Consider the following 26,470-nt stretch of genomic DNA (forward strand, 5'->3'; position numbering starts at 1 on the left):
ATGAAAATATATTCTTTTTCAGGAAAAGGGAAACGAGAAACAAATGAGGATATCTATGTAAACATTGAATTTGAAAAACATTCTTCTCTGCATATAATAGCAGATGGAATGGGAGGTTATTCTTTTGGCGAAATAGCGGCTCATACGGCTGTAAACTCGATCGTAAATTATCTATTAGAAAGATATCAATCTCCTGATATTGAAAAAAATATCAGGGAATCCTTAGCCATAGCTAATGACGAAATAAAAACCAAACAAAAAGAGCTACATTCGAAGTTAGGAGCTACTATTGCCGGAATCTATATCAATCAAGGGATTACATACGCTTTCTGGCTAGGAGATGTTCAGATTTATCATTTCAGAAATCAGGAGTTAATTTTTATCTCAGAAAATCATTCTTTGATCAATGAGATGAAAAAGAATGGATCTGTTTCAAGTAGAGATATCGAAAGATATGGAAATGTTGTAACCAAATCATTATCCGGGACTGTTGTGGCAGAGGCGGTTGAAGTTGTGGCACTAGAACTGAAGCAAAATGATATTATTTTCATTTGCTCCGATGGTTTATATAATTCAATCAATCCTAAATCTCTGGTGTTATTATCGGATAATGAGCTGGATGAGAAAATGAAATTAGTAGAAAATTCCATTGATGATAATTACACGTTAATAAGATTGGTAGTCTGAGTTATTATTTTAGCTCACTTAATCTACCTTTTCCTCCCCCGATTAATCTTTATATTTTTATATAAATCCGGCTTTTTCTCTACCTTTTCTTCTTTCGGCAATCTTGGGTCACCCCACGATTCCTTATATTCTGCATCGGACGTATTTTCTTTCCAAAGATGCGGATGAGCATAATTCCCGATTCCGTACCATTTGACTGTAGCATGGGTCACAAATCCAGCATCAATCCGTATTTTATCCATCAAACGCATCTCGTATTTACCGTATTTGACAAACGATTCAGGATTGTTCCGGGTATAAAAAGGCTGATTCATTTGGTCGTCAAAAAACAGGTAGGCGGAAACATTCGAGCCATCTTTTAATTGCATGTTTTCCAGATAAATATACCCGCCATCCTCCAACGTTTGCTTCTGTTCAGGAGTAAACTTGATACCCCCGACACCTACTAATTTACCCGTTTTTGGTTTATTTGTGGCTTCTTGTTCTACCTTCTTTGCTTGCATTTCTTGTGCAATTTTGTTTTTATCGAACTCTTTTTTCAGATTGGCATAACTAAATTTCCTGTCAACCTGCGAGCCTTTAAAGCTGATATCGCCTTGCCGGAATGATATTCCTTCAATCTCCCCAGTTGTCCGTTTGAGTTTAAATTCGGTCTCAATATTTGATTGGCTGAGTAGCGACTTTAAGTCATTTGGATTTTTACATTGAGGCAAAACAGCTTTGATTGCATCATAAATCTTGTACTTTACCTTATCCGGATCGTTGAGTTTCTCCCGTTTGACTTTTTCTTTTCCTTCGCCATAAGTCAATCCGTGTCTATCTTTTAGCTTCTTGCAAACCTTGATATTCCGCTTATAATCATGGTTGACAGAGATTAATTTCAGGTCGTTGTCGATACGGTTATAAACGATATGCAAGTGTGGATTATCCGTATTATTATGCCGGACAATGATGTATTGGGTGTTTTTGATTCCCATCTCCTGCATATATTCTTTAGCGAGTTGCACCATAAATTCATCGGTCAACCGTTCCTTATCTTCGGGCGAAAATGACAAGGGAATATGCCCCACAGGCTGCTTGATTTCTTTCCTGCCCGAACGTTGCATGGCAAAACTCCGAATAATATCTTTAGTCGTATCCGTCAAAACTCCTTCGGCTTCGAGTAAGGTTGCGCCCTCATGCATCACATAAGAAACGCAACCCTTGAATGATTTCCCTTTGATATTTTTAGCTATCATGGAACAGTTTTTTTATTTCATCGGCAATCATTATTACATCCGTAGCAGAACTAAAGAAGCCAGATTTATTAACCTGTTTAGCAATCTGGTTCAGGTTATTTGACATACCGGATAACTTACGTATCAAGTCAAGTTCTTCGATTGTAAAGCGGGATTTAATACCACCTTTGAGTGTCATTTCCCGGGCATATTGGGTCGGTTTCATTCCTAATTTTCCTGCTTTTTCTTTCACAGCATTAAAATCCACTTCGGTCAATTTCAGGTTAATCGAACAAGATAATTTCGCCTTTTCCTTTGCCGGGCGACCCTTTTTGGATTTATTATCTTCCTTATTTTCCATAACATTTGCATTTAGGATGATGGAAAATTCGGGGTGCAATGTAGCACCCCAGCAAGCCGTAATGGAAGCGACCATCGGGAGAAGAAGTACAGGCTTGCCCTCGTAGTCCGGCAGTTTTGCGACCATCGGGAGTGAAAACAAAAGGGCTGCGGGTGACCTCAAAACTGGCGACCTTCGGGAGTGGGTTTTGAAGTGAAAGAGAAATTCAAGGCACGCCGGATTTATCTGTAACGTGGTCACAGCCCCGCAGGGCAAGGTATGCACGGAAGGAACCGGAAAGAGCGATTAGCGAATTTCGGGTTACCCGTGCGATTACCTTGCTTCTATGACGATAAACAAAAAAAGAAGAGACAAAAGTCTTGATATTTTTTTGGTTGACGGCATCGTTAATAACTAAAGTTGGGCTTAGAACTAAGATGCCCCAACTTTGCAATACTAGGAATGTATTGCCTGTTGCTCTTCAAGGGTAGGCAGAGCAGTTAGCTGTAATAACCGGAGATGACTCTCCTGTTTTGATAATTTCAATTAATCGTTTCATCATACAGATATTTATGTTATAAACCGAGGTGTCCGGCTTGGACACAAATACAAATATATACTGTAATTATGATAGTTATGTACTAACTATACTTATGCAGACATCATTGCATAAGCTTGCATTTATTTGCGACCTATACAACTAATTCATAGTCACTTTGTCTACTTCTGTTGGTAATATGGGTAATATTACTTTGGAAATATCTATCTTAGTGGTAGATAATAATTGAAAAGTAGTCCACTATGGTAGAGTTTGTTGAAAAGTTGGATTATGACGGCAATATCCCCGAAGCCTTTCGGGAGGTACAACAATGTCTGGATAGTTTTGTAGAAGTGAACTACGAAACAATGTTGAGTATGATTTCTGAAACAAAGGTTACCGAAACTGATATTAAGCATTATCATAGCAAAGCAATTGATATTATCCGCAACAATCCTCTCTTTATGAGCATTCCCAAATATCTCCGGGATGGTCGTGAGGACTATCTTTGGTATAGCGATTTTTATGATGATATTCCCAAAGATATTTATCATACATATAGGATATTCGTAAAGCCGACAAATAAGATAACACCTGCCGATTATGCCGAGAAACTGACAAAGATAGATTTGCCCTATTTCAGAGAATTGGTAGATCTGGTCAGCCTTGAAAAGCTATGTATAAAGTATGAGAAACTATTTCCAACTCCCAAGCCGACTCCCGAACAAGACATTGTTCAGAAAGAACAGCCGGCAAAGGAAAGTACAATCGTCAAGGAATCTAAGAACAAAGTTGCCAAACGCTCCTATATCCCTAAATTGACCAACGAACAATATAAATTATTAGCCGACTGTATAGAAGCAATCAAATTGTTTCGACGAAAAGTAAAAGTTTCCGAACTAAAGAAACTTTTATCGGGAAAGCTAACCGAACCGCTACAAGTGACGAACCAAAAGTCATTGGTTTACCTTTTCGATCAACTGATGGACTCCGGCTATATCAAAGATACATGGATGTCGGTTACCGATGGCAATAAAGACTTTATATCTTTTCGCACAGAAGGTAACAAGGAAAGATACGGAGATAACACGCACTACATCAATATGACACAGCTCAATAATTGCCGCAACCGAAATAAAAAAGAGCTTATACACGGACTAGAAAACATAGACACTTTGATTGAACAAATACAGGGAGATTTGGCAGAATAGTTAAAAAATCTTATTAGCCATATTTACCCCTATATATTTCCATTACTTACCAAAATATATTGATTGACTGAATATCAGCTAATTGATATTTTCGTACAGTTTGATAATAATTATCAAACTGCTCCTTCTCACATAAGCATGTTAATCGTTATTGTCTGACAATTAGCCCCATACAACTCTCACCTGTTAGGTAAGGCTGTTAGCTAAACAGCGCAGGCATTGGGGAGGGACTATCTTGCACCCGATTTCGGAAGCCCCGATATGCAATGTCGTATATATGGTTATTCTCCGGGAGCGTATAGTTATGGGTAAATATAATAGAGCCAACCGTGTCAGGGATGTTTGAGTGGGTAAGCACATTCCTCTAAAAAATTAATAAACCGTATTTATAAACATTAAGAAATAATCATATGAAAGATGAAACAACGTTCGACGGAGCAAAGCGTAATCAATTAGAAAATGAAAGCCAAGATCAGGATAAGGGACAGGACAAAGACATATCCCAGTTTATCGGAAATGACAGCACATGAGCTTCCTCTTCTGCCAAAGCTAAGCTCTCCAAGAAAAAAGACGAGGAAGAGTATGCCCGGCGGTTCTTAGGTATACAGAAAGTCAAGGATTATACCCCGGTGTATATTGATGTTCGGATGAAAGAAAAGCTGCAAACGCTTGTTGCCTCACTGCAACACATCGCATCGGAAATAACACCGACTATTCTGTTGTCAAATATCCTTGCCGATCATTTGTTACAAAACAAAGATCTGATAACCCGTGCAGCCAACGAAGGATTGAAGCGTTCACTGGCAAGCACATTTAATAACGAAAACAATTCAAAAGACTAAAATTATGGAGATTGTATGTATAGACCTGCACGCATGGGAACTGCTGAAAAGGCAGATCGGTAAACTAACATTTGAAGTGGCTGCTTTGAAAGAATTGTATTGTTCTAATCCCCGTGACGACTGAATGGACTCGGCAGATGTCTGCCGTGCGTTAGGCATATCAAAACGCACTTTACAGACTTGGCGAAATAACGGAAGGATTCCCTTTTCGATGTTGGGAGGCAAAGTGTATTTTAAGGAGTCGGATATTGATGAGCTGCTTCAGGCTGGGCTAAAACCTAAAAATAAATAGGTATGGATAAGTTTATCAATTATGAGTCCGAAGAGTTCAAGGAACTTTTGGGACAGGTTGAGTCAGCTTTTGATGATGTTGCCGATGTAAGGGAAAAGCATTGTCCGACATTGGCAGATAAGCGTTACCTGAGTGGGGACGAAGTGATGGAATATCTCCATATCTCGCCCCGAACGCTTCAAACTCTGCGAGATAAGCGGATGATTTGTTATACGACTATCGGGGGCAAGATACTTTACCCGGAGGAAGAGCTGATAGAAGTGTTGCATCAAAACTATCGCTCTCCCGAATTACCCTTTTAGAGAAAAGTAAGATATATCTCAATTATATTTCTGAAATATGTTATCTATGCAGATTCCGAAGAGAGGGAGTTGAGTTGCTCTACGCATAAAATGAAAACAAGCATTTCTGATATCAATCAGGGATGCTTGTTTTAGTTTAATGATATGCGTCATCGTCAGGTCGGTCGTTTTCGTTGCAAGGAATAATTTTTACTTCGGCAGGGGAAACAGGTAAGTCTCGGAGCAAAAATACAACCTGTAAGGTGGAGATTTTTGTCTCCGACCTGAAAGGCTTCGGACTTGATGAGTTTGCTCTGTAAGAAGTTCCTTCCCCTGCAACAAAAGGGCTGACTTGACGATCATTATTTTCATTTTATTCCACTTTATCCCATTTTCGTATCATGTAAGTCGATGGGTTAACCGGATTGTTCTCCCTTTTCTTTCTGATAAACATAGCTTTCTGTTTTTTGCCGATACGTTTAATATTTCGATAGTCTGATTCATCTCTGTCGGTATCGAGTTGATAGGTATCGCCAATCTTATCTGTTAGCACTGCCATGTCCTTACTGATTTTATCATTGGTAATTTTGGCGTATATTTGGGTCGTGGTAATGCAAGAGTGTCCGAGCATTTGCGAAACAGTTTCTATTGGTACACCCTTTGATAAACAGACTGTTGTGGCAAACGAGTGCCTGGCTGTGTGAGTAATTTTGAGAAAAGCGAGCAAAAACAAAATGGTGAAACTATATGGTATTCGGTTGTTAGTTAGCTGTTTGACGACTATTCAAGGTCTGAATAGAAAGCGAGCAATTACAAAATATCAGGGTATTTCAGTTACCAAACCGTTATCCGCTTGTTACCGGAATACAAACAGGTAACAGAGTGTAAACCATAGCACCTCAATCTGTTTATTATCCACTGATTTGAAGCATTTTGCATAACAAAGAACGCTTATAAAACAGGTAATTTCACCAGTTAAAACATAAGCGTATGAAAGTAGAAAAATTCAAAGTGCTGCTCTACCTTAAAAAGAGTAGTTTAGACAAGTCGGGTAAAGCCCCCATCATGGGACGCATTACCGTAAACCAATCAAAGGTACAGTTCAGCAGCAAGCTATCCTGTACCCCCGCCTTGTGGAATCCCCGTGAGAGCCGGTTGGACGGCAAAAGTAATGAAGCGGTCGAAGCCAATGCCAAAATAGATAAATTACTATTGGCAGTGCACCATGCATTTGACAGCCTTGTGAAACGCAATAAGCCATTTGACGCTGAGTCAGTGAAGGTTTTATACCAGGGAAGCATGGATGCTCAAATGACCCTGCTTACCCTTCTCGACCGGCACATGGAGGGATTAAGGGCCCGTATCGGAATCGACGTTGCCCCGACCACGCTGAGTACCTATGTGTACACGCACCGTTCGCTCGGTAAGTTCATTCAAAAGAAGTTCAAGATGAAAGACATTGCCTTCGGGCAGCTGAACGAGCAATTCATCCGGGAATACCAGGATTTTGTGTTGAGCGAAGGGTATTCGATGGATACCGTCCGCCATTACCTGGCTATCCTGAAGAAAATCTGTAAGATTGCCTTTAAGGAAGGCCTATCCGAGAAATTTCATTTTGCCCATTACAAGCTGCCCAAACAGAAAGAGACTACCCCGAAAGCATTAAGCCGGGAGAGCTTTGAGAAAATACGGGATTTGGTGATTCCCCCGAACCGTCCTTCAACACGCTTCACAAGGGATCTGTTCCTGTTCGCTTGCTATACGGGCACATCCTACGCGGATGTGATCCGCATTACGGGGGAGAACCTGTATACGGATGAAGAGGGCAGCCTGTGGCTCAAATATGCAAGGAAGAAAACGGACTACCGGGCGCGTGTCAAGCTGTTGCCCGAAGCAATCGCCCTAATTGAGAAGTACAAGGACGAAAACAGGGATACCCTGTTCCCGATGCAATCGGCCGACATGGTAAAAGCGAATATGAAAGGCTTGCGGGTTCTGGCGGATATAAAAGAGCCAATGACCTACCATTCAGCAAGACATGACAACTCTTCTTACCGTCTGAAAACGAGCAAGTTGTAACATTCTTTTTTTTTGACAGGTAACGATTTAGAAACCAGCGAACCTCAACACTTTACCCCATTTTGCACAAATACAAAGAACACTTTTTGATTACAGACTACAAAAATAATCGAATATTATTTATTTGAGAAAACTATTGAATCTTTTCTTTTTACATATCTACAGATAGAGAATTTTTTTCCCGGCACAAAAAAATAAGATTCGAACAGGTCATGCAAGTTTTCTCTTAAAAAAATATTTGTGAATATTTTTTTAAGAGAACCGCAGGTTTGAACTTGTCTTGACCGTAAATGAGAATCTTTACCTTGTGCAGGGAAAAGAATTCTAATATAAAAACCATAGTAGGTAAGTGGTGGGTTGATTTGTTCTTTTTGGTTTAAAATAAAAGCTTTTAGGAAGCTCCTCCGGTTTGTGTTTTTCCTTTCTTTTGCATAAATTGTTCCACCTCTGAGGCTTTATAATATACCCTTCCGTTATTATATGTATAAAAAGGGAGTAGTTTCTTCTGACGGTACCTGGCGATAGTTCTTTTGGTAACTCCAAGAAGTTTGCACAAATCGTGATTGTCAAGGAGAGCATCTCCCTCGAAACAATCTTTGAGCTTATTCATCTGGCCAAGCGTTTTGTCTATCTTGTCAAAACGGCCTAAGATGATTCGCATCCAGTCCTCGAAACTTTTATTTTTATTATCATCCATATGGCCTATGAAAATTATTATGATGCAAAGGTCAGCAGGAAAAAGAAAACGGTTTCATTAGTTGTACCCTACTTGGGTATGATTTTTATGAAGAAATTTATTATATGCTTGATATTCAAACCAAATGGGCGTAATAATATATTGGAAGTGAAAATTGTAAGGGAAAGACGCTGGATTTAAATCTTGTAATTAGGTTAGGAAATACTCAACAATTCATAAAAAAAGGAAAAACAGGTCATGTATAACTAAGGTATTTCCATAAATCCGGAATAATCAAAATAAAAAAGAAAGCGTGGAACTTATTCCTTCCGACACAGTGGCACTGGTTACCAGAAAAACGAAAGTCATAAGTCCACGCTATACTTGCGCATAGCATGAACATTACACTTTTCATCCCGTTTTTCTTGAAAATTACCAGTTTTCTGTGCCGAGACGTTCAGTGAACGTTATGTTATATACTCATAAAGTATTCGAAAAATACTTCTGATCGTTATTATTTTTACATCTGTAAAGATAATAGATTAAAACGAAATTATTTATTATCGTCTTCATCCATTCTTCGGCTTAATGCATTGATCATACGATTCAAATATTCGGTCCTGTCAACCTTTCTTTTACGGATATCACCATATATCTGGAAAATGTTACTCATATCCACATCAAACAGATTTCCTAACTTTTTAGCCAGTACTTTGATATCTATATTGCCCAAACAGACACTTCCTAAAGAATCAATCCCATAGATTATTTCTCCTAAAGCTGTTTTCTTCTCCGTCCATTTTAACATGGAACGATCTTGAAGTGGGTCGATCTCAACATCCTCCTGCAATAACTTTGCAAGTTTAACATTAATATAGGCTGATAGTTTTTCGTTTGTAAGGATTTTAGTCATTTTAAAATCATAACATGTGGAAAAACAGCAATCCCGTTCAAAATAAGAACTGTCAAATGGCAATTGGATACACGGTCTTCTCCGCAGGAAATAAATATGGTCTAAATGTGTATTGCCCGAACGAAGGTATTGATAAAAATCAGGATTCATATCGAAGTAGAATTTAATTTGATTTTGAATCTGTTCCAAATACTCTTTTTTTCCTTCAATACTACCTGCCGGCATTCTTATCTCAATGTTATAAATCTCATTATAGTACATTAACTGGCTAAATAATTGTGGTTTAATTTCTTTAAAGAAAAGGATCTCTTCATCATTATTCTTAAAAGAATAATTGCTTACAAAAGACTTTAACTCCTCAAAAGAGCCTTCTAATCGAGGAACAATCAACTTTGACTTATGTAGCATGCTACATTCCATCTTTTCTACTTCCTGAATATTCTGAAAGATTTTATCTTTCAGGGATGAAATATAATTCTCCATGAATTCATTTTTATTAAATTAATACTAAATGACAAAAACATGGCAAATGCACAGCAACCATCACTGCCTGTTAAATACTCTTTCCCGGATTGCAAAGACAATTGGATGTTCGGAGGCTTATTTGATTTTAATAGCTAAACGAACAAACACACAAACGAGGTTGCAACAAAAGAGTATCTGAAAATACCGGGTTATTTATTTCGCAAAGAATTTGCAGGCGTTTGACAACATCAGATATATGCATAGCGTCCTATGTAAACTCTGATGCCATCATTACTATTGTCAGCTTTTGTTTTTATTATAATTGTAAATGACATACTGTTGATTTTTTATTTTTAAGTGTAAATAATAATTGAAAAGTAGTTCTCTTAGCAATGTAAATCAGCAATTGAAACTGCTAACTAGTTAAAACGCTAACAATCATTAGCATAATTATAGTCCAATCCGTTTTTCAATTGCCCGTTCTCCTGATCGATCCTGAAGCCTATTGCAATTGGTTTACGGAAATTGAATGGAGTACTCTCAACTAGTAGAATCTCTAGTCGGAATCAGTACGCTATCAACAGGTGTAATATTTTCGGCATTTATCATTAACACATGATCTGTGATAGTTCCACCACCGTCTCCTTTCAGATTAAAATATGCATGATTTGATAAGTTGACAACCGTTGGCTTGTCAGTAGAGGCTTTATAGCTGATCTTAAATTCATTATCGGGGGTTACCGTATAATTGACATGGATAGAGAGCGTTCTGGGGAAACCCTCTTCCCCATCAAGGGATATATAAGAAAAGTCAATGGAATTATCTGTAACCTTATCTACATTCCATACCCGTTGGTACAGGCCTTTCAGTCCATCATGTAAGGTTTGACCGTTGTTATTAACCGGAAGCTGATACTCTATGCTGTCCAATTTAAACCTTCCCTTTGCAATACGGTTAGCGTAACGTCCCACTATGGTTCCCCTGAAGCGATTTTGGTAGAAGTCTAATTATACCGCATCAATCCTAAGCGTGTGCCAACCCATATAACGCCAGAGCGGTCACTTTTTATACACCATGCGGCGTTTGGTTCAAGAACCAGCCCCGCAACCTTTACTTTACGCAGTATGTTTTTGTTGGTATCGGACATAAATACTCTCTGATTCATTGTAGCCGACCATAACATACCTTTGTCGTCGATCAATATGCTATTAACCCCTGACGTTACTTCCATCCCATCAGCGGTTTTGTTGTTCAACTTGGTAAATTTATCCTCAACCATATACATAATGTAAAGGCCTGCATCAGTTCCTATATACATTATATCAGACTTCCCTTCGAATAGGCTCCGGATATAGTTGTTTCCCAAAGAGAGATTTTCGTCGGGATCGTTGGAATAGACCTTGAAACTGATCCTGTCGTATATGTTTAACCCGTCTTTAGTACCCAACTACATAAATCTTCTCGAATCCTATAATATGCAATGTATGGTATTCTCCGATAATCCGTCGTCAACATCTATTTTACGAAAACGGAATTTCGGTAAATTTTGTGCATAAATGTCGCTTACAGGCCGAGTATTAACAGCAATAAGACAATAATAATTTTCTGCAAATATACCATAGGGTTTATATTCAATAGACTTATGTATATCTTTATCAATGCTTTTATTGTTTCACTTTTAAGTGGAGCAATAATGATAGTAATCAGTGAAGGGCTTTAGCCAAAACAGATTCAACTAAAATCGCATTCTATATCATATCAGTTACCCACGACTTTTAAGTCGTGGTAATTAAAATGCCTGAAATAAGGCTCTTAGAATTTTATTGTATATAAACTCTATTATAGATAAAATTTACAAGAAATCTTTACTGTCTGCTATTGAGTGGAAGAAAGCACATATCTGTATTTATTCCAAATATTTAATCAAATTCTTCGGCAGATAAAATGTATCATTCTTATCTATATAGACTACTACGGAAGGCAGTGCAATAGGCTGATTATTTAAGTACACTACCGATTTGAAGGCGGGAACAGATAGAGTCACATTCCCTTTCTTTACTTTCAATACGGGAAAATCGGCAGACTTATCTATTGTATAGTCCATACCTTTAAATACATCCGTGTGCTTTGCAAATATTTCCTGTCTCATTTCGGGTAAAGAGGTTTTCAATCCCAGTGCAGCGCACAGATACTGATTGATCTCCACATTTGTATTCATACCCACAGGTATGTCTCCATTGGGATGATAAGCTGCAAGAAATACTTCTTCTCCGGTGTGTCCTCCGGTGGTAAAGCCAAAGTAAGTATGTGAATCCATAATGTTAATAATGCTGGAACCCATATTTACGCTGTTGCTGACTTTTATATAATCTGCTTCTTTATAGTTCTTTGAACTCAACAACAGATTTAATTCTTCCTCGTTCAGATCAATATCTGTGTATTCTTTGAATATCGCTTTAAAATCTTCCGGTTTAGATTTCAGCAAGATTCTTTCCAGCCCTTCGCCTGTCTTCTTGAATTTCGATACATTCTTAAACAAGTCGTCAAGGGTTGCTTTATTATAGCTTTTCAAGTCTCTGCGACCGATAGTGAATCCACTGTTTCCATGATCGGGAAGTACTATAACTGTTGTTTCACCGTTTTTCTTTGCAAAGTCCATTACTGTAGCTACTGCTTTGTCAAAGGCGAGGTATTCTGTAATACATCCCACAGCATCATTACCATGTGCCGACCAGTCTACTTTGCTGCCCTCCACCATCAGGAAGAATCCGTTTTCGTTCTGAGACAGCCTGTCTAATGCTTTTTGGGTCATCTCCTGTAACGATGGGATTACTTCAGGGTCCCTGTCCAGATCGTACGGTAATTCCCTTTCATTGAATAATGCCCATACTTTTTCTTTTCCATTAAAAGACCTGAAAGTTTTGATGTCATCCTGAATCAGCGTGGTGCCAGTATTTTTGAAATGCTGTTTGATATCGTCTGTCAGTATGGAATTTCCCCCTCCAAACATTACATCCAGATTCTGGTATGCCATTTGAGACGCTATATATTCGTATTTGCCACGTGCGTAATAATGTGCCGAACAATCAGCAGGAGTAGCATGAGGAAACTCCACTGTTACTACCAGGCCTGTCGCTTTATTTTGTTGATATTTAGCAGCTTCTAATACAGTAGGCAAAGGCTGGTAGGCCATAGCCGGGTCTATGGGTATCAGATCGTTTTCAGGATCAGCAACCGGATAAATAGCTACATTACCGGTCTGCTGTGGCATTCCCGTCATATAACATGAGGTAGTAGGGGCAGAATCACCAATAGGTGCATTGGATGAAAATGTTTTCACCGTACCGCACAGATAAGGGTCAACAGCCAGATTATCTCCACCCAGTTTATTATAAATCTGATACCAGCGTGCAGCCGAAACAACTCCGATAGATGTTCCGTCGGGTATCATAACTATGACATTCTTTGTCGGTTTTACAGGTCTTCGATACTGCTGCTGGGCAAAGACAGTTATCGAAAATACAAAGAAGAGCAATAAGCTCACACTTACTTTTTTCATTATACTTACTTTTTTCATTTTTACTACTTTATTATTGAAGTACGGATACAACAGATATCTATGCCGGCTTTTGCATTACCGACACAGAGAATTCTAATACTAAGACACTTCGAGGCTGTATTGTTAAAGACCCGTTACTTAAGTTTACAATATTTTCACTTATAACATCCTTTGCCTGACTCTTCGGCAACACTTCTTTATATGGTGAAAGGTCTATCGTTTTTTCACTATCCGATCCGGACAGGAATACAACAACAGACTTATCATTGTATTTACGCTCATAAACATAAACACTATTATTTGTCACAAAATGCTTTAGAGTTCCTTTTGATATAGCCTCATTCCCTTTTCTCCATTGCAACAATTTGCGGAGGTAATTGAAAGCCTCATTCTGCTGTGAAGTTCTGTTAGCTGGAACGAACAGGTCTGTCTTATCATCCTGCCATCCTCCGGGAAAATCGCGACGCAGATAGCCGTCTCCTTCTCCCTTATCGGCAGCCATTAATATTTCAGTTCCGTAATATATTTGCGGGATTCCACGGGTAGTCAACAGGAATGCAAGAGCCTGTTTGTAACGGTTCAGGTTCGAAGTTTGTTCTTCGGTACTGTAAAAACGTGATGTATCATGGTTATCAAGGAAGATAAGCAATTCCATAGGATCGGCATAAACTATATCCTGAGCCAGATATTCATGTATGCGCGACAGGCCTTGTCCCCAGTCTGTGGTTTCCTGATCAAATGCGCTATTCATTATATCCTTAAGAGGGAAATCCATCACCGAACGCAGATAGGAATTTTTCGGATAAGCCAGCTTACTGTCTTTCTGCCAGAAAGCGATGCCTACATGCATAGTGATCGTATTGATCCATGTCTCACCCACAATATTAAAATCGGGATATTCCTCTGTAACTTCCCTGCACCAGCGCGACATCATATCATAATCGGAATACGGATGAGTATCCTGACGAATGCCGTCGATACCGGCATATTCTATCCACCAGATACTATTCTGGATAAGGTATTTGGCTACATGCGGATTTCGTTGGTTCAAATCGGGCATAGACTCTATAAACCAACCTTCTGCTGATCTCTTCACATCGTATGCGGAAGCATAAGGATCAAATTGAGATATAGTTTGATAAGAACTCTGCACATATCCGTCAGGGTAATTGAACCAGTCTTTAGACGGTCTGTCCTTAAAGAAAAAGTGTTCACTGCCACAGTGGTTGAAAATCATATCCATCACCACTTTTATCCCTTTAGCGTGAACCTTATCCACTAAGTCTACAAACTCCTGATTGGAACCGAAACGACGGTCTACTTTATAATAGTCCGTTGTTGCATATCCGTGATATGATTTCTCCGGCATATCATTCTCCATCACCGGATTGAACCAGATAGCGGTTACACCGAGATCGTGTATATAATCCACACGGTCGCTTATTCCTTTAAAATCTCCGCCATGACGGGCATACTGTCCGTTACGGTCTATTTTGGCCTCGTGCATCCCTGCAATTACATCATTCGATGTATCTCCGTTTGCAAAACGGTCGGGCATAATCAGATAAAATACATCCGAAGCATTGAAGCCTATCCTGTCGGATGAGCCGGCCTTACGGCCTTTAATTTCATAAGGAACTACCTTTTTGTCCTTTCCCTGTTGCAATACGATATCGAACTTTTCGGGTTGAGATGCCGATAGGTCGAAATATAGGATAAGGTAATTAGGACTCTCTAACTTTACAGTTTCTTTCAGCCTTACCGATTTTGAGGTAATACTTACGTCCGATTTAGCCACACCTTCTCCGTGTATCAATACCTGCAATTCAGAATTTTTCATCCCTGACCACCAGAAAGCGGGATCTACTGTTTTTATATCTTCGGCTTTGATCTGGATAGCTATAACCAGAAACATGATAACAACCGGCAATTTATATTTATTCATTTTCATTTTTTTTATTTTTTTCATTTTTTTTATACGAAAACAGCAACAAAGAATCCGGAACCTTATTTCCCCAAGAGGAATATTAAAGGTTTATCAATTCGTTTACTCCAAGCTGTTTTGGAATGATCCTCGCCTTCGAAATATAACGTAATCCAATTTTTTGAATCAAAATGAGCTAATTGCATTAGTTTATCCACCTCCCTTTGATAGGGAGGATAGAATGCATCAAGTCCCTGATCTCCCGTATCAAAATAGATTTTATGATTAATCGGATTCGGTATATTATTGCTCATGTATGATAAAAAAGCGGCAGGTATTTCTTTATTGTTTTTGAATATTCCAATCCAATGTGTTGATAAGCATGCAGCTCCTCCAAATACAGTCGGATATTCACAAATTGCGTACATTGAAATTAATCCGCCCATACTTGAACCCATTATAAATGTGTGTTTGGAATCGGTATACACTTCAAAATTTGAATCAATAAAAGGCTTTAATTCTGTCACAACAAACTTGAGATAATTATCCGCCAGATAGCCTTTGGGTATAAGAGAATCAAGCAATTGTTTTGTACTGTCCGGTAAAAAGGCTAATGCTTTTTCAGGAAGGTACTCCGAAGCTCTTTTCATACCATTATTGTGGATACCTATAACAATGGTATTTTTCAACTTCTCTTTTTTCAATAAATCCGACACATTTTCATCAATCTTCCACTCTTGATTGACCCATATTTTGGAGGAATCAAACAGTGATCCGCCGTCATTCATATAAATGACACTGTATTTTTCTTCCGATGGATAGCTGTCAGGTAGCCAGACATCAACCGGTCGCTTATCAACAAATTGTGATGGCATATTGATTCTTACAATTTTACCTGCTGATATATCGGGTAAATCCAATCTATTAGGAAACGATAACAACGATTGTCCATTTTGAGCAAAAATCGAAGAACAGAAAAACAGGATGAATAGTATATATATATTTCGAGATATCATATGATTAAGTAGTCAATAAAAATTAATAATATATTTTTTCAGAGCGGGAATGCTCTGGAATATTTTTAAATAATAATAAAAATATGGAGTTCTATAAGGGTATTCATATCTTTTAAATAAATCTAAGATAATATTTTAAGGTAAACCAGAATAGACCAAAGAGATTTAGACTTCGGTCTATTCTTCTTTTCTCAATATTAAAGTTAATCAATAGGCTTCACAGCTTTTAATCTTTTCATCTTGTTGTATACTTTATTTATAATCAGAGTTTTGCACCAAGTTTGGATTTGCGCTCAAATCGGATTCGGGTATCGGGAAAAGGAGATATTTATCATCCACATCTTTTCCCCTGAGTACATTTCCTTTCCATGACCAATTATAGTTCTTCGTAAACTTACCGAAGCGAATCAGATCTGTGCGGCGGACAAGTTCCGTACTCAACTCCCGCGCACGTTCATCCAACAGAAAATCAAGTGTAAGCTGATTATCATTGATAGAGCCGGAAACACCTGTTCCGTATTTTCCTGATTGATAGGCCCGGTTGCGCACTTCATTCACATAGCCTAATGCTTCCGTCCGGGTTCCTCCTCCGTTACGCAAGATAGCTTCGGCTGCCATCAGATAGGCATCAGCCGACCTGAACAGAGGGATATCGATCTCCGCGTATGCGGCAATGCCGGCAGCCTGCTCATCCTTGCGTACATTACGCCATTTAATAAAGGCATAACCATCGGTAAATACTGTGGAAAATTGTCCTGATGTTGTCGCAACCTCCTTTTGATGTCCCACTGTAAAGAACTGGGCTCTCTTATCTTTTTTCTTTGTGCCCCATACATCGTTGACATCAAAAGTCTGGTCCGAATCCTCAAATTTGTTTACAAATTCGGGGCGTACACGTACATTAGACCAGCCACCAGCACCAATTCCCGTTGTGAAATAACCATCCATGCTACCGCTGTAAAAAGCCCTAACAAAGAAATTAGCTCCAGTTTGTGTTTGCGTATTGGTTCCATCCTGTACCAAAGGCCATATTATTTCCGGAGAAGTATCATTGTCTGCCATAAAGTTATACCTGTATTCGGCAGCAAGAGGAAAGCCGGCGTCGATTACCATTTTAGCATATCTGTATGCATCCGCGTTCCTGTCGGCATTCACATAGACTTGAGCATTCAGGTATAAGCGTGAAAGGAGAAGCCATGCTGCAGCCTTATCTACACGTCCGTATTCATTCTGATGCGGATCTTTCAGTTTCAGGGAAAGGTCTGACAGCTCCGTCTCTACATAATCGAAAATCTCTCTACGGGATTTCTGCTCCGGCAGGTTTCCTACCCTGTTTTCATCCGTAACAAATGGTATGTCTCCAAACAGGTCACAAAGCACAGTGTAATAATAAGCACGGATAAAACGGGCCTCGTCGCGATAAAGAGGCAGATTGTTCTTTATCTCCGGGTCATTGGCTACTCCTCTCGATTGCAGCATATTATCGGTAGTCTGCCGTAGAAATTCGTTACAGTAGCCAATATTAGTATAGAGACGACTGTAGCACCCCCGAATAACAGCTGTATTAGGCGTCCATCCTGTAACAACACAGTCGCGCAATCCATTTGTAGCTGAAGGCATAAGGATCACATCCGTTGTCAACTCCTGCAAATAAAACAGGGCACGCAAATATCCCCCGTAACCCTCATCGAACGATGATCCCAGATCGTTGTCACCGCTAGGACCTAACTGTCCGGGGAGGATAAGGGAGGCGTAACATTTAGCCAACACTCCTTTATAATTTGCGGGATCGGCATAAAGCTTATCGGCCACAAGCTGGTTATCGTCAATCGGCAACGTATCCAAATCACCCAGACAGGATGAAAATAGAAATACCGATAATAGTATAGCTGATATGTATTTTAAAGCATTCATATTTTAAATCTCCTTTTGATTAAAAGTTTAAGTTTAAACTAAGTGTATATACTCTTGGACGCGGGTATGTATTACGGTCGATACCGGAATATATCTCAGGATCGAGTCCCGAATAACCGGTGATAATGAATACATTCTGAACCGCTCCTGACAAACGTAACGACATATCCGATTTACCCAATTTAGGGAAAGTATATCCCGCTGTAATATTATCCATTTTGAAGAAAGAGCCGTTCTCGAGAAAATAATCGGAATATAGCCGCTGGACTTCAAATCCTTTATCTCTTGTTACCCTAAGAATATTCTTGTAAGCACTTAAATCATACACCCTGCCTTTATAATCATCGGCCACAAGATGGTTATAGATATAATTACCAAACGAAGCATGGGCGTTAAAGCCTAAATCCCAGTTTTTATAGGTCACTTTGGATGAAAGGCCCATATATACTCTCGGATTCGGGGATTTGGCCTTGCGACGATATGTATCATCTGACGAAATACTTCCGTCGGCCTGTATATATTTTCCATCCAATGCGTTGCCGTCCTCGTCATATGCCTGTTGTGCCAGATAGAAAGTATATGGCGCATACCCTACAGCATGTATCTGGACTTCCTTTCCTGATGAAACAGCCCCTACTTTCACGACATATGTGTCGGAGTCTATCATATTCAACTTTGTGATTTCAGATTTATTATAAGTCAGATTCACGTTAAAGTCCCAATTCAGATCTTTCGTAGACACAGGTACGGTATTCAGAGCGAACTCAAATCCGGCATTCTTCATCGAGCCTATATTGGTGTATATTTCAGTGGACAGATTGGAACCTGCCGCAACCAATATTCTGTTCAGCAGATCTTTTGTTTTACGGTAATATACATCGATACTGCCATTGATACGCCCTTTAAAGAACCCGAAGTCGATTCCGGCATTATATGTCTCGGTACTTTCCCATTTTATGTCCGGGTCGTATCCGTCAGCCCTGTAAGTTGTATACCACCGGTCTCCAAACATATAACGGACATTGTCGTAACTTGCTGTATATGTAGACATATAGGGATAGTCGGATCCAATGTCCTGCTGGCCTGTTTGTCCGTAACTCAAACGGAGTTTGAGGTCAGACAGAGCCCTGACGTCTTTCATAAAATCCTCCTGATCGATACGCCATGCAAAAGCTGCCGAAGGGAAGTATCCCCAACGGTTGTCTTTAGAAAAACGGCTCGAAGCATCAGCCCGCAACGTTGCGGTAAACAGATATTTGGATGCAATGCTATAATTGAGCCGTCCGTAAAATGACAGAAGATAATATTCAGATTCGGAATGAGTCGGGGGAAATAACTCCTCTCCTTTATGATTCAGGTTCTCTTCATTAAATTTTGTCCAGAAATGTTGCCATCCGTAACCTCCCATCACATCTATATGGTGAATTCCGAGTTCCTTATTATAATTCCCATAAAAGTCGATTAGATAATTTCGCTTCTTCTGAATATAAGTACGATCCTGTCCCTGCCCGTCTAACTTTATAGTTACATATGTTTTCGGGGCATTATCCGGTATCAGTTCGCGACCGTCACTCTTCAGTACATCATAACCAAGATTGAGGTTGAAACGGAGATCTTCCAATCCATGCACTTTATAGTCGATGGCTGCATTACCTATACTTCTCTTTATTTTAGCCACACTGTTTCGAAGATCAAGGATAGAAACAGGATTGAGCCCCACTGGTCCCAGCGGTTTCCCTCCTGACGACAACCATATAAAATAGCCCAGTCCGTAATCACTGTTGTTTACATGTACAGGACGTGTAGGATCAAAAAATACTGCTCCAGGTACAACAGAGCTGTCAATATCCCTGTTTTTCTCATAACTGCCCTTCACATTCAGGTTAACAGTCAGATGTTTGTTGAAAAAAGACGGGCTTAATCCAAATCCTCCGGTAAAACGTTCATAATTATTCGTTTTGATTATCCCCTGTTGATTTGTATATCCCAATGAGATACGATACGGCGTATCCTTCAGGCTTCCTGTTGCGCTCAGGTTGTGCTCGTGACCGAAAGATGTCCGGTAGATCTCATCCTGCCAATCGGTATTGTCCGTACCTAAACCTGCAACAACAGAAGGAGAAGAGGCATTGTGTTCCGCTACGAATGCACGAAATTCATCTGCGTTGAGCACATCTATCTTTTTTGTGGCAGTGCCCACTGTAAAATGATTATTGTAGTTCAATTTTACGGATGAGCCGGCAGCGCCTTTTTTTGTTGTGATAATAATAACCCCGTTACTGGCACGGGAACCATATATAGCTGTAGATGAAGCATCTTTTAATACTGTAAAAGATGCGATATCATTCGGGTTTATAACACTCATGATATTGGATGAACCTTGGATAGACGAATTATCGATAGGTACTCCATCGATGACAATCAACGGATCGTTACTTGCCGACAAAGAAGAACCGCTACGGATACGGATAGTTCCTCCATCGCCGGGGGCTCCGCTCCCCGGAATAATATATACACCCGGTATTTTACCTATCAATGCGTCTTGAGCACTAATCTGGCTACCTTTATTCAATTGGTCGGGCTTAATAGCCAAGACAGCTCCCGTAGCATCGTTTTTCTTTACCCCACCATATCCAATAACGATAACTTCATCCAATAGTCCCATATCTTCCTCCAGCGTAACAGACAGAGGTGCTGCATCTTTAATTAAAATCTCACTGGGCTTAAATCCGATAAATGAAATTGTCAGTATGGCATTATCCGGTACTTTGAGGCTGAAATTTCCGTCAGCATCGGTTACTGTACCGACAGTAGTCCCTTTTACTACAACACTGGCTCCGGCAACAGGTGTTCCCTGATTATCTTTTATAACTCCTGTCACTATTTTGTCTTTTTGCTGAACAACTTCCTCTATGGATTCGTTTTTAACCTTGATAAGAATTTGTTGTCCAACGACCTGATATGTATATTCTGTATTCTGGAATATTTGTTCCAGAGTATTCTCTACTGTTGTATTTTTCACATTTACAGAAACTTTCTTATTCCTGTCCACCTGATTATCATTGAAGAAAAAAGTAAAATCGCTGTTATTTTCTAAATCTTTCAAAATATCCCATATGCTGCTGGTTTTCTTCATCGAAATCTTACCGGATTGCCCGTAAGTCGAAGCAGCAATATTACATACCGCAAGAATTAATAGCAAAGTCGTGATTTTCATAATTAGAAGTATTTTTCTTAATAGAGGGACATTATAATCCCTTTCTCTGATTTTTTTCATACTTTTATGTGTTTTTAGTATAGTTAGCAGTTGTGGCTTGGACTCCTGATACTGCTGATTAATTAAAGACTTGATTTCAATATCGGGGTTGGAGACATTGTTCTCCAACTCTTTTTTTAAGTGTCGTCGGTATACATAAGCTGATGGTATTAGTTTGGTTTTTATTGACTTATTTATTTACTACTTGATATATATCTGATAACCTGTATTTCCTGTTTTCCTGTAACGTACCGGTGTAGACTTTTTCATCATATCAAAAATTCGTTCTATGGATTCATCCCTTACTTTAAAGGTAAAACGATAATGATTAGCTACATTTTCGGGACATGATATTTTACAACCGAACCATTGTTCCAACCGTGGCAGGATCATTGCCAATGTCTCATTCTCAAAATTCAGGATATCCTGCTCATGCCAGGAGGTATATTTTGCAGCATCTACTTTTTCTACTGTCACCGATTTGTTCGCACGGTTGTATGTCATCTTCTCGTTAGGTGATAAATAAACCGGTTCTGGGTTGGCTTTCTCCGGATATGATATTTTAACTTTACCGTTCAATAGAATTGTTTCAATTTTGTTATTCCCATCATAATTGAATATCTCAAATGCAGTACCCAAGGCTACAACATCCATTTGAGGCGTATGTACGATAAAAGGCTTCTCTCTATTTTTCTTCACATCGAAAAATCCCTGCCCATACAATGTTACTTCTCTCGATTTTCCGCTGAATTGCTTGGGATAGGTCAGTTTACTCCCCGGTCCCATTTTTACCTGCGTGCTATCGGGTAATATTACGAGACTGATATCCTGGTGCCCGGAATGAACAATATAAACCTCCTCCCGAACTATCCTATCAGGTTTGAGATATGTGAAGAGTCCCAATCCGATAATTATCAGAACAGATGCGGCAACACTATATATTTTATAGAAACTGAATTTATGCCGGCCTCTTTCCGGCTGATATGCTTTTTCGATTGTATTAGCTTTGATTGTTTCCCATAGCGTCTGTTCATCAATGCCGTCGGTATCGGCACTCTCCGGCGCATCATCCCATTGCTTACTCATCTGAGTGGTAACCGAAGGCGAGTGCAACAAATCGGCCTGCTCCTTCTCTGTCAGGTCATCCTTAAATATTTTTTCCACAATTACTTTGGGATCCATATCTTCTGGTATTAGTTTCTATATATAAATACAATCGAAAAGAGAACATCCCCCATTCAACGATGAAAAAAATATGGATTATCAATTTATACGACTGTATATAAGTATATTATAAATAACAAATTCTGACGGATAAATTTTATGGCTTCACTTATCTGGCGCTCAACTGTCTTCTCAGACAGATTCAGTTGTTCTGCGATTTTCCTATATGATTTGAATTCTTTGCGGCTAAGATTAAAGATAAGACGGCGTTGCGGAGGCAGTTCATTTATCAACAAATCAATATAGCGACTTAGGTCTTTTGCATCTATTTCACCTTCTATATCGTAAGATTCTTCCATGGCCCTTAAAATGGTCATTTTATAAAAATCTTCATTGACTTTTTTACGATGTTTATTAAATATAAGGTTACGGGTTATAATAAATAATAATCCTTTAAAATTATCATTTTCTTTTATGAATTCCCGCGATTCCCAAACCTTGATGAATACTTCCTGAACAATTTCTTCGGCATAGTCTTTATCGCGCAGGTATAATTTACTAAAATCATATACCTGCCTCCAATATTGTCCGTATATTGCTGTAAAAGCTTCGGAACTTCCAAGACTTAGCTGCCTTATCAAGGATTCATCGTTTAGCATTTTTATTTTTTAAAAGTCCAAAACAATTCACCAAAATATACTTTTTTTCTGACTCAGAGCACAGTTTACCAAAGATAATTGAAGAAAAAGCACGGATTGCCTCTTATACCGCAAAACAAGTTTGTTTTATATGCAATCGTTTGCAAATATCCACTCCATCAAATTTGAGTTTACATACATCAGTAGAAACTACCCCCACAAAATAAGAATAAGATTGATAATACTAACAACTAATCCTGTTCTTTCAAAACCACTTCAAGAATATCTATCTAAGTAATGAGTTTATGATCTTTCTTTGCTCCTGAAAAAATTTATGTATATGCATTTCCCCTCCATGTGTTATCAGTATCGAATATCTCTTTAGTGAATTGATCCACTCATTGTGATTCTGACATATACTCTATAGCTCTGATATACTTTAGATAGGAAGTTCGAAGACTCTATTGTTTAGAAAGATTATATCTTGTATGACCTCATTGTGAATGATTGGTTATCTGCAGATTGATTTGTACGAAATATTCAAAGAACTAACTCTCGGTCGCAATATTAGCAAAACTAAAAAAGAGATTAAAATTTGAATGAGTAAAAATTAAATCGTATATTATTCTCTACACCCCGATCGGATTCACTTTCATGGTTTCCAGATTCAGGTATAATCCCTGATATTCGATCATCCCCAGCCGGAACATTTTCCACAGGATGTTACATCCGAGTTGAGCAAGCATCGAGTTGATGAATAAATCCTGCTTTTGCAAAGCCTCGGCGAGGGAACAGCTCGGCCCCGAATCCTCCACTTTGACGGCAGAATATTTCACATACTCGGTTATTACCTTTAACGATCCAACCGTTTGGTATTGCTTCGATTTGGGTTGCGGGATCTTTTTCTGTACCGTTCCCATGATTACCTGCCCTGTAGCCTGCGCGTTCCCGAAATCCATCCAGTAGAGCGGCGTCCTGTAATCCGTGTAATTCCCTATTTCCCGGACTGTCTTTAAGAAGTTCCACATATCCAGGCGGGATTTCACGTTATCGGTACAGGTGATGGTGATATTCGCCATATTCCCTTCCTTCGCGTCTTTGGCGACTGCCGGAAACAATCCGGGTATGGCCCGCCAGTCATTCCCGAAGAAGTTATTAATCCGGGAGATAAGGCATACCGCCTTGTTCAGTCCGAAATCGGAATAACCGAACAGCTGCCTTCCGGTATTGGCCTCTGTTACTTCATCCGGATCATAGAGCGTCACAAACAGCCCCGGATGGTTCAGCGCCCTTAATGTCACATCCAGCCTTGCCAGGCAGGTCAACACCTGCGATCCCGTACCCCCTCCTCCGATCAGGTTTACCGTCACCGGGTGCTGAGGATTTATCAGGTAATTATCCGTATAGTGTACCCTTTTCATTCCAGTATGTCTTTTAGTTTTTTATTTAGCGGTTTTAACTCATCCGTATCGAATTCCTTGTCTTCTGCCGCTTTGGTTACAAGTACGAGGTTGCTTTTAGTCGGGTTCCCTGCACCGCCGAGGTGGGAGAATTCCGTCAGCCAGAATTTCTTCTCCCAATATTCCAGTAATTCATGGAAAGCCGGGTTAACCGGCTTTTGCAGCTTTGCCGTTCCGAGGCACACACTGTTCTCCGAGGTATTGAAGAACGGGGCCCGGAACAGTTCCGTCCCTTCCGATGGTCTTATATCCTTGTAAGCATATACGGACAGGCCGCTTTCTCTGGCGATATAGACAATACCCGGCACATGGTACTCCGCGCTTTCAATACCCAGGTTCCGTACAAAATACATCATCCGTTTACACGGAGGATTCCACCAGATATATTTTTCATGCCCTTTCCGCGTATCGGCAAACAGGAAGTTTTCCGGCAATACTCCCGAGGGTATCCAGCTGTATGCCTCTGAAAAGTTCGCGGCTATATCATTCATAAAACTGTAGGTCACGGGTATTGCTTCGCCCATGGTCCCGTTTTTATCTATCTGCCTTAATTCCAGGAAATACTCGTCGTTTTTGGTATTCTCCCCCTGGTATGCGATCAGCGCAGCTTTCGGCCTGTAAAGGGATTTCAATTGTTCAGTCAGTTTATTCATAGGTTATTTTATTAAGCGATTAATGTACACAGTCTATCAAACCATTTGAAAAAGTTGTCGGGGTATCGATCCATCGAGAATAATTCAGTTGTATCGGGAGAGATCGCAAGTTGTGTCGCGGGAGATATGTCGTAAGACTCCCTCAGTTCGCTGTTCGCCCAGTCCATCATCCATTCGGTCACAAAATCATCGAGGTCGTAAACAACCCTTATCATACGCTCCATATCTACCGGATGATAGTCCCTGTCTTCATCATCCAGGGGGTCATACCCGTATGACATGATGGACGGCTTATCCTTCCCGATAAACTGCAGGCCCTCCCTGAATATCCCGGCCAGTTCCCCTTCGAATTCGTTATTGGGAACATACCTGTCCAGTGCTGCCGGCAGATTCTTATAGCAGGATTTTGAACCGATCCGCTCCATCAGTCTGTATATCTTTCCCGACTTATAGGAAGCCAGCAGCCCCGCGTTTCTTTTTCTGTCCCCGGGATCGCATTCCTGCAGGCCGTCTTCCGCCCATTCCTGTATCCATTCCACATCGAAGGCTTCATTGGTTGTCACCATGCCGTTGCTGTGCATGAACCGGTGGATAAACGAGCGGGCTATTTTCCTCAGCTTCGGATTCAGGGTCTCCGTAAACTTCACAGGCAGCCAGTAAAAGGTATAATCGCCCCAGGTATGGTATTTCCACAATACGAATTGCAGCTTATCTTCAAAGGGTTCTATATTGAGGTTAATTTCCCCTATAATACTGTCCAGCTCGTCATAGATATTCGAGATCCCTTCACCGATACTGTTCCCCGGATTATGTACCAGCGGGACTCCCATAAGCGAGGCATACCTCATTGCCGATTCCAGCAGGTAGGTGTAATTTCCTTTGGTGACATAATTAATATCCTCCCCCTGCCAGTTCCGGGTAACGGTTGCGGGCGCGATCGGGGTGAATGCCGTTTTCAGAAAAGCATTACAGCGCCGCTGGGCGCCGTAATCCGTTTTTTCCTGTTCACTCCGCTGTGAACGTCGCGTTCTGTCTGGCCTATGATATACCTGGCCAGGGAATGTAGCTGCGAGGGTTCCAACTGTTTGCATGGTTTCTTTGTTTTAGCTGTTTCCATTCGGTTAACCTTTTGTCCCGATTGTGGTTTTGAACTCATAAACCGCTTTGTCTTCCCTTATTTCCGGCCCGTGTACCGACGCGGTGGTCAGCTCCGGGTATATATTGGAATAATAGCTCATTACTGCTTCCGGGGAGTCGGAAGGGTTCGGATCACTCAGTTCAACCTGTTCCGTACCTTTCTTAAAGGCGAAGGAACGTTCCATTCCATTAACTACAAGTGGCATA

22 protein-coding genes and 2 pseudogenes are annotated in these 26,470 nt (G+C 39.9%); 6 read left to right on the forward strand and 18 right to left on the reverse strand.

The window, feature by feature from the left end; genetic code table 11:
- Positions 1–687 carry a PP2C family protein-serine/threonine phosphatase gene (locus ACYQ3L_RS05620; RefSeq protein ID WP_380001536.1) on the forward strand — a complete coding sequence of 229 codons (687 nt, stop codon included), beginning with the start codon at positions 1–3 and terminating at the stop codon, positions 685–687.
- A gap of 23 nt (positions 688–710) precedes the next feature.
- Here the strand turns inward: ACYQ3L_RS05620 and ACYQ3L_RS05625 are convergent, their stop codons facing one another.
- Both ACYQ3L_RS05625 and ACYQ3L_RS05630 read right to left on the reverse strand, forming a co-directional pair.
- Positions 711–1,925 (reverse strand): relaxase/mobilization nuclease domain-containing protein, encoded by a 1,215-nt coding sequence (locus ACYQ3L_RS05625; protein ID WP_380001534.1) that lies wholly within the window; start codon positions 1,923–1,925, stop codon positions 711–713.
- Complete coding sequence (locus ACYQ3L_RS05630) at positions 1,915–2,391, reverse strand: MobC family plasmid mobilization relaxosome protein (protein WP_380001532.1); 477 nt, start codon at positions 2,389–2,391, stop codon at positions 1,915–1,917. The genes ACYQ3L_RS05625 and ACYQ3L_RS05630 overlap by 11 nt, the downstream gene beginning before the upstream one ends.
- Before the next feature lie 654 nt (positions 2,392–3,045).
- Between ACYQ3L_RS05630 and ACYQ3L_RS05635 the strand changes: the two genes are divergently transcribed.
- From ACYQ3L_RS05635 to ACYQ3L_RS05650, 4 genes and pseudogenes are all read left to right on the forward strand, one after another.
- Entirely contained in the window at positions 3,046–3,993 is a 948-nt protein-coding gene (locus ACYQ3L_RS05635; protein ID WP_380001530.1) for a hypothetical protein, read from the forward strand.
- A 566-nt stretch (positions 3,994–4,559) separates the two neighbouring features.
- A pseudogene (locus tag ACYQ3L_RS05640) lies at positions 4,560–4,835 on the forward strand (DUF3408 domain-containing protein); the annotation flags it as partial.
- Between the two features lie 124 nt (positions 4,836–4,959).
- Complete coding sequence (locus tag ACYQ3L_RS05645) at positions 4,960–5,127, forward strand: helix-turn-helix domain-containing protein (protein WP_380001528.1); 168 nt, start codon at positions 4,960–4,962, stop codon at positions 5,125–5,127.
- A 2-nt stretch (positions 5,128–5,129) separates the two neighbouring features.
- Positions 5,130–5,429, forward strand: coding sequence for a helix-turn-helix domain-containing protein (locus tag ACYQ3L_RS05650; protein WP_380001526.1), 300 nt, complete (start codon positions 5,130–5,132; stop codon positions 5,427–5,429).
- A gap of 352 nt (positions 5,430–5,781) precedes the next feature.
- Here ACYQ3L_RS05650 and ACYQ3L_RS05655 read toward each other — a convergent pair.
- Positions 5,782–6,114, reverse strand: a pseudogene (locus ACYQ3L_RS05655) (tyrosine-type recombinase/integrase); the annotation flags it as partial.
- Positions 6,115–6,398: 284 nt separating this feature from the next.
- Here ACYQ3L_RS05655 and ACYQ3L_RS05660 point away from each other — a divergent pair.
- On the forward strand, positions 6,399–7,487 hold the full coding sequence (locus tag ACYQ3L_RS05660; protein WP_380001524.1) for a phage integrase SAM-like domain-containing protein: 1,089 nt from the start codon (positions 6,399–6,401) through the stop codon (positions 7,485–7,487).
- Between the two features lie 391 nt (positions 7,488–7,878).
- Here the strand turns inward: ACYQ3L_RS05660 and ACYQ3L_RS05665 are convergent, their stop codons facing one another.
- From ACYQ3L_RS05665 to ACYQ3L_RS05735, 15 genes are all read right to left on the reverse strand, one after another.
- On the reverse strand, positions 7,879–8,184 hold the full coding sequence (locus ACYQ3L_RS05665) for a helix-turn-helix domain-containing protein (protein WP_380001522.1): 306 nt from the start codon (positions 8,182–8,184) through the stop codon (positions 7,879–7,881).
- A gap of 532 nt (positions 8,185–8,716) precedes the next feature.
- Positions 8,717–9,559: an RteC domain-containing protein gene (locus ACYQ3L_RS05670; RefSeq protein ID WP_380001520.1), complete on the reverse strand. Its 843-nt coding sequence runs from the start codon at positions 9,557–9,559 to the stop codon at positions 8,717–8,719.
- Positions 9,560–10,081: 522 nt separating this feature from the next.
- Complete coding sequence (locus tag ACYQ3L_RS05675; RefSeq protein WP_488193108.1) at positions 10,082–10,471, reverse strand: aldose epimerase family protein; 390 nt, start codon at positions 10,469–10,471, stop codon at positions 10,082–10,084.
- A 74-nt stretch (positions 10,472–10,545) separates the two neighbouring features.
- Complete coding sequence (locus ACYQ3L_RS05680) at positions 10,546–10,989, reverse strand: two-component regulator propeller domain-containing protein (RefSeq protein WP_380001516.1); 444 nt, start codon at positions 10,987–10,989, stop codon at positions 10,546–10,548.
- Between the two features lie 459 nt (positions 10,990–11,448).
- Positions 11,449–13,101 carry an alkaline phosphatase gene (locus tag ACYQ3L_RS05685; protein ID WP_380001573.1) on the reverse strand — a complete coding sequence of 551 codons (1,653 nt, stop codon included), beginning with the start codon at positions 13,099–13,101 and terminating at the stop codon, positions 11,449–11,451.
- Positions 13,102–13,159: 58 nt separating this feature from the next.
- Positions 13,160–15,046 (reverse strand): glycoside hydrolase family 13 protein, encoded by a 1,887-nt coding sequence (locus ACYQ3L_RS05690; protein ID WP_380001571.1) that lies wholly within the window; start codon positions 15,044–15,046, stop codon positions 13,160–13,162.
- Between the two features lie 62 nt (positions 15,047–15,108).
- Positions 15,109–15,945 (reverse strand): alpha/beta hydrolase, encoded by an 837-nt coding sequence (locus tag ACYQ3L_RS05695; RefSeq protein WP_380001514.1) that lies wholly within the window; start codon positions 15,943–15,945, stop codon positions 15,109–15,111.
- Positions 15,946–16,293: 348 nt separating this feature from the next.
- Positions 16,294–17,955, reverse strand: coding sequence for a RagB/SusD family nutrient uptake outer membrane protein (locus tag ACYQ3L_RS05700; RefSeq protein ID WP_380001512.1), 1,662 nt, complete (start codon positions 17,953–17,955; stop codon positions 16,294–16,296).
- Positions 17,956–17,974: 19 nt separating this feature from the next.
- Positions 17,975–21,232: a TonB-dependent receptor gene (locus ACYQ3L_RS05705; RefSeq protein WP_380001510.1), complete on the reverse strand. Its 3,258-nt coding sequence runs from the start codon at positions 21,230–21,232 to the stop codon at positions 17,975–17,977.
- A 180-nt stretch (positions 21,233–21,412) separates the two neighbouring features.
- Complete coding sequence (locus tag ACYQ3L_RS05710; RefSeq protein ID WP_380001508.1) at positions 21,413–22,393, reverse strand: FecR family protein; 981 nt, start codon at positions 22,391–22,393, stop codon at positions 21,413–21,415.
- 86 nt (positions 22,394–22,479) lie between these two features.
- Positions 22,480–23,034, reverse strand: coding sequence for an RNA polymerase sigma-70 factor (locus ACYQ3L_RS05715; protein ID WP_380001506.1), 555 nt, complete (start codon positions 23,032–23,034; stop codon positions 22,480–22,482).
- Between the two features lie 608 nt (positions 23,035–23,642).
- On the reverse strand, positions 23,643–24,434 hold the full coding sequence (locus tag ACYQ3L_RS05720) for a PRTRC system ThiF family protein (RefSeq protein ID WP_380001504.1): 792 nt from the start codon (positions 24,432–24,434) through the stop codon (positions 23,643–23,645).
- On the reverse strand, positions 24,431–25,126 hold the full coding sequence (locus ACYQ3L_RS05725) for a PRTRC system protein B (protein ID WP_380001502.1): 696 nt from the start codon (positions 25,124–25,126) through the stop codon (positions 24,431–24,433). Before ACYQ3L_RS05725 ends, ACYQ3L_RS05720 begins: the two co-directional genes overlap by 4 nt.
- Before the next feature lie 11 nt (positions 25,127–25,137).
- The gene (locus ACYQ3L_RS05730; protein WP_380001500.1) at positions 25,138–26,217 is read right to left on the reverse strand and encodes a hypothetical protein; all 1,080 of its coding nucleotides are present in this window, start codon (positions 26,215–26,217) and stop codon (positions 25,138–25,140) included.
- Between the two features lie 30 nt (positions 26,218–26,247).
- A complete protein-coding gene (locus tag ACYQ3L_RS05735) occupies positions 26,248–26,469 on the reverse strand; it encodes a PRTRC system protein C (RefSeq protein WP_380001498.1) in 222 nt (73 codons plus the stop codon).
- Between the last annotated feature and the right edge of the window lies 1 nt (position 26,470).

Source organism: Dysgonomonas termitidis (assembly GCF_054657735.1).

Bases quoted from the DNA above. Each gene is read 5' to 3' on its own strand.
- ACYQ3L_RS05730 (WP_380001500.1), bottom strand. From the start codon at position 26,217: ATGCAAACAGTTGGAACCCTCGCAGCTACATTCCCTGGCCAGGTATAT.
- ACYQ3L_RS05720 (WP_380001504.1), bottom strand. From the start codon at position 24,434: ATGAAAAGGGTACACTATACGGATAATTACCTGATAAATCCTCAGCAC.
- ACYQ3L_RS05685 (WP_380001573.1), bottom strand. From the start codon at position 13,101: ATGAAAAAAGTAAGTGTGAGCTTATTGCTCTTCTTTGTATTTTCGATA.
- ACYQ3L_RS05705 (WP_380001510.1), bottom strand. From the start codon at position 21,232: ATGAAAAAAATCAGAGAAAGGGATTATAATGTCCCTCTATTAAGAAAA.
- ACYQ3L_RS05700 (WP_380001512.1), bottom strand. From the start codon at position 17,955: ATGAATGCTTTAAAATACATATCAGCTATACTATTATCGGTATTTCTA.
- ACYQ3L_RS05635 (WP_380001530.1), top strand. From the start codon at position 3,046: ATGGTAGAGTTTGTTGAAAAGTTGGATTATGACGGCAATATCCCCGAA.
- ACYQ3L_RS05630 (WP_380001532.1), bottom strand. From the start codon at position 2,391: ATGGTCGCAAAACTGCCGGACTACGAGGGCAAGCCTGTACTTCTTCTC.
- ACYQ3L_RS05665 (WP_380001522.1), bottom strand. From the start codon at position 8,184: ATGGATGATAATAAAAATAAAAGTTTCGAGGACTGGATGCGAATCATC.
- ACYQ3L_RS05690 (WP_380001571.1), bottom strand. From the start codon at position 15,046: ATGAATAAATATAAATTGCCGGTTGTTATCATGTTTCTGGTTATAGCT.
- ACYQ3L_RS05650 (WP_380001526.1), top strand. From the start codon at position 5,130: ATGGATAAGTTTATCAATTATGAGTCCGAAGAGTTCAAGGAACTTTTG.
- ACYQ3L_RS05660 (WP_380001524.1), top strand. From the start codon at position 6,399: ATGAAAGTAGAAAAATTCAAAGTGCTGCTCTACCTTAAAAAGAGTAGT.
- ACYQ3L_RS05710 (WP_380001508.1), bottom strand. From the start codon at position 22,393: ATGGATCCCAAAGTAATTGTGGAAAAAATATTTAAGGATGACCTGACA.
- ACYQ3L_RS05725 (WP_380001502.1), bottom strand. From the start codon at position 25,126: ATGAATAAACTGACTGAACAATTGAAATCCCTTTACAGGCCGAAAGCT.
- ACYQ3L_RS05620 (WP_380001536.1), top strand. From the start codon at position 1: ATGAAAATATATTCTTTTTCAGGAAAAGGGAAACGAGAAACAAATGAG.
- ACYQ3L_RS05735 (WP_380001498.1), bottom strand. From the start codon at position 26,469: ATGCCACTTGTAGTTAATGGAATGGAACGTTCCTTCGCCTTTAAGAAA.
- ACYQ3L_RS05625 (WP_380001534.1), bottom strand. From the start codon at position 1,925: ATGATAGCTAAAAATATCAAAGGGAAATCATTCAAGGGTTGCGTTTCT.
- ACYQ3L_RS05645 (WP_380001528.1), top strand. From the start codon at position 4,960: ATGGACTCGGCAGATGTCTGCCGTGCGTTAGGCATATCAAAACGCACT.
- ACYQ3L_RS05670 (WP_380001520.1), bottom strand. From the start codon at position 9,559: ATGGAGAATTATATTTCATCCCTGAAAGATAAAATCTTTCAGAATATT.
- ACYQ3L_RS05715 (WP_380001506.1), bottom strand. From the start codon at position 23,034: ATGCTAAACGATGAATCCTTGATAAGGCAGCTAAGTCTTGGAAGTTCC.